Origin of the sequence: Prevotella sp. AM23-5, assembly GCF_003473645.1 — a bacterium.
GTDB classification, from domain to species: Bacteria; Bacteroidota; Bacteroidia; order Bacteroidales; family Bacteroidaceae; genus Prevotella; species Prevotella copri_A.
The window spans coordinates 1-2,987 of record NZ_QUCG01000142.1 but is presented as its reverse complement, the minus strand read 5'-3'; the positions used below and the strand labels follow the sequence as shown (position 1 = coordinate 2,987).

The 2,987-nt window shown below is 44.1% G+C and carries 4 protein-coding genes; 1 reads left to right on the top strand and 3 read right to left on the bottom strand.

What is annotated here, in order from left to right; translation table 11 throughout:
• Positions 1–1,207 (top strand): DUF3810 domain-containing protein (locus DW657_RS16980; protein ID WP_369973486.1); only part of this gene is annotated, 1,207 nt, incomplete at its 5' end.
• 115 nt (positions 1,208–1,322) lie between these two features.
• On the opposite strand, the gene DW657_RS16975 is transcribed toward DW657_RS16980, so the two are convergent.
• From DW657_RS16975 to DW657_RS16965, 3 genes are read right to left on the bottom strand one after another with little or no spacing between them, the layout of a single operon-like run.
• Complete coding sequence (locus tag DW657_RS16975) at positions 1,323–1,823, bottom strand: hypothetical protein (RefSeq protein ID WP_199658377.1); 501 nt, start codon at positions 1,821–1,823, stop codon at positions 1,323–1,325.
• A gap of 54 nt (positions 1,824–1,877) precedes the next feature.
• Positions 1,878–2,267: a hypothetical protein gene (locus tag DW657_RS16970; protein WP_147381993.1), complete on the bottom strand. Its 390-nt coding sequence runs from the start codon at positions 2,265–2,267 to the stop codon at positions 1,878–1,880.
• 47 nt (positions 2,268–2,314) lie between these two features.
• Positions 2,315–2,854 carry an RNA polymerase sigma factor gene (locus DW657_RS16965; protein ID WP_118313525.1) on the bottom strand — a complete coding sequence of 180 codons (540 nt, stop codon included), beginning with the start codon at positions 2,852–2,854 and terminating at the stop codon, positions 2,315–2,317.
• Between the last annotated feature and the right edge of the window lie 133 nt (positions 2,855–2,987).

The following is a 2,987-nucleotide window of genomic DNA, read 5'->3' as shown; positions in this document are numbered from 1 at the left end:
TAATAAAAAAAAACAATATACAATGAAGATACTGCATACATTTCGACTCAATCGGGTAAAGTGGCGCCACTGGTTATTGCTGGTACTGCTCCTACTCGTTACTCTTGCCAAAATGATTCCTCTATGGGGATTCATCTACACCACCCGTATCTATCCGATTATCGGCACTCTCCTCTCTCCCATCTCAGGATTTTTTCCTTTTGCCGTAGGCGATATCTTCATCGCTCTCAGCATTGCCTGGGTTATCTTCTATCCCATCTATGAGATTGGATTGAGAAAGAAGCTTGCCAGGCGATACTTCTTCCTGGCAGCAAAGAAAGGCTGCTATCCCAAGAAGAAGGTTGTATTCGGAAGAGTGGCAGAATACCTGCTTTGGGTATATGCCTGGTTCTACATCGCCTGGGGATTAAACTACTCCCAGCCGAATATCTATGATAGAATAGGAATGAAGCCGGTGGAAGTAAGCGAAGCTAAATTCAAGGCATTCGCCTATCAATATGCCGACAGTCTCAACGCTTTAAGCATTTCTTCTGATATTGCCGGGAGTAGCATTTTCTCTGATAGCATCGCAGATGATGGTTTGAAAAATCGGGTGCGGGATGCGATTCTGAAGGAATATAATAAAATAGGTTATAAGGAGGGTATCAATGCACCTTTCAACCAGCATCCCCATGCCAAGACGATGGTATTCACACCCCTCAGTTCGATGTCGGGCGTTACCGGAAGCATGGGGCCTTTCTTCTGTGAGTTTACGCTTAATGGAGATATTCTCCCCCACGATTATCCTGCCACCTATGCCCACGAGTTTGCTCACTTTCTGGGTGTTGCCAACGAGGGTGAGGCGAATTTCTACAGTTACATCGTATGCACGGCATCGGCAGATAAGCAGGTGAGGTTCAGCGGATATTACCACATATTCTTCCATGTACTGAACAATGTTTTCGATATTCTCGGCGAAAAGGAGGGAGAAAGATTCCTGAAACATATCCGTCCCGAGATTATTCAACTGGCAAAGAGCGACCGCCGCTACTGGCTCAGCAAGCGATGCAAGGCATTGGATGCCGCACAGGATATCATCTTCGATTTCTACCTCAAGGGCAACCATGTGGCAGAAGGCAGGAAGAGCTATTCGGGCGTTATCGGCTTGATACTGGCTTGGGAAGAAAAGAAGAATACTCAAGGAAAAGATGAGCAAGGCAGGAAATAAAAAAAAAGCGGTTGATGCAATCTCTGCACCAACCGCCATTCGCATATATCTGATATTATAGAAAGTAATTTTTTAAACTAACATCGTATTTCGCAAGAAATTCTATATAGGAGAACTACTTATTCTGCATTGGCTGTCCCTGAAATCTTCCAGGTTTTGGTTTACCTGCGTGATTGCCCCCCTTGCGCGGACCTTTCTGAGCAAATCGTTTTCTCATCTGTCGCTCTATCTCATAAACCCGCTGAATCTGCTGCTGTGTCAGGAACTGAGAATACTTCTTGTAGTATTTCTGGCGGATGTTGAGAATCTTCTCGCTCATCTCAAAACGCTGCTTAATCTCCTGCTCTGTCTGAGCATCGGATTTCATTTCCCCCTTCTTGTGATGAGGACGAGGTCCTAATGCCCAAACCTCTTTCTGGAACTGGGTATAGGTGTCGATAAACTTAGAACTGGTCTTGTCATCAAGACCCAAATCGTGAGCAATATATTGTGCCTGCTTTTCAGCCAACTGTTCACGAGAGAGGCGCTGCTTCTGATTAGGCGCCTGTGCAAATACACTTGTAGAAACGGTCATCATTGCGACAACCATCATCAAAATACCTAAAATCTTTTTCATAATTCACCTTAATTTATATATTATAGAATCTATTAATTATATTCTTGAATCCGTTTATTCATCAAGAAAGACATCCTCCTGATAAACACTGAGCAAATAAGCCTGATCAGCAGAAGATAACTGAGCGAAAGCCTGATCTACCGCTTGCATCTCATTATCTGCCTGAGATGGCAGAGAAGAATGAGGCGCAGCGAAATCGATGTGGAGTATCAGGAGTACTGCCACCGATGCTGCCACTGCCATTGCAGCCACCCATATCACCTTCATCAGAGGTCGCTTCTTCGGCTGTATCCTGACAGTTTTCGGTTTGTCATCCTTCACCTGTTCCAGGATATTGGCTTCCATCTCCTTGAAGAATCCTTCTGGCGTTGAGTAAGGCATCCGCTTACCCACCTGGTCGAAGTTGAATTTCCCGGTTTTATTGAAATCAAAATTTGTATCCATATTCTTTTTCATTTTGAATAACCATTAAAAACTCACAGAACTCTCACTTAATCGTTCGAATTCATGTACTTGATAATTTTCTCTTTGGCAACATGATAGCTTGCCTTGATACTGGTTGGTGTAGAATCCGCAACCTTCGCTATTTCGTCGAACCCGAGTTCATCGTAATACCGAAGGTTGAATGCCAGCTGCTGCTTGGGCGGCAGCGAGAGAATCGCCTTCTGCAGTTTTACCGCCACCTTATCATCGAAGTCGATATAATTATCGGCTGGGACGAGATTGACACCCGTTGATTCTGATTCTATCGAAACCACTTCCTGTTTCCGTTTGCTGATGAGTCGCAAAGCCTCGTTGGTAGCGATGCGATAAATCCAGCTTCTCAGAGAGCAATCGCCCCGATAGTTGCCGAACGAGCGATAGATTCTCACGAAGGTTTCCTGCGAGGCATCCTGTGCATCATCGTGCGAAACTACCAGTCGGCGGATATGCCAATATACGTTTTCCTGATATTTCGCCATCAGCATCCGAAATCCGCTCTGTGGATTTTCCTTCAGCGCTTCCATAATGCCATTGTCGTTTATACTCATATTCGTTTTATTTCTTGAACATTACGATTATATGACCATTCAAAATGGGAAAAGTAAAAAGGCGGGATACTTTTTTTTTCGATACCAGCTTAATTTTTCCTTCTCTTCCTTAATTCCGCAACACTATAATTTA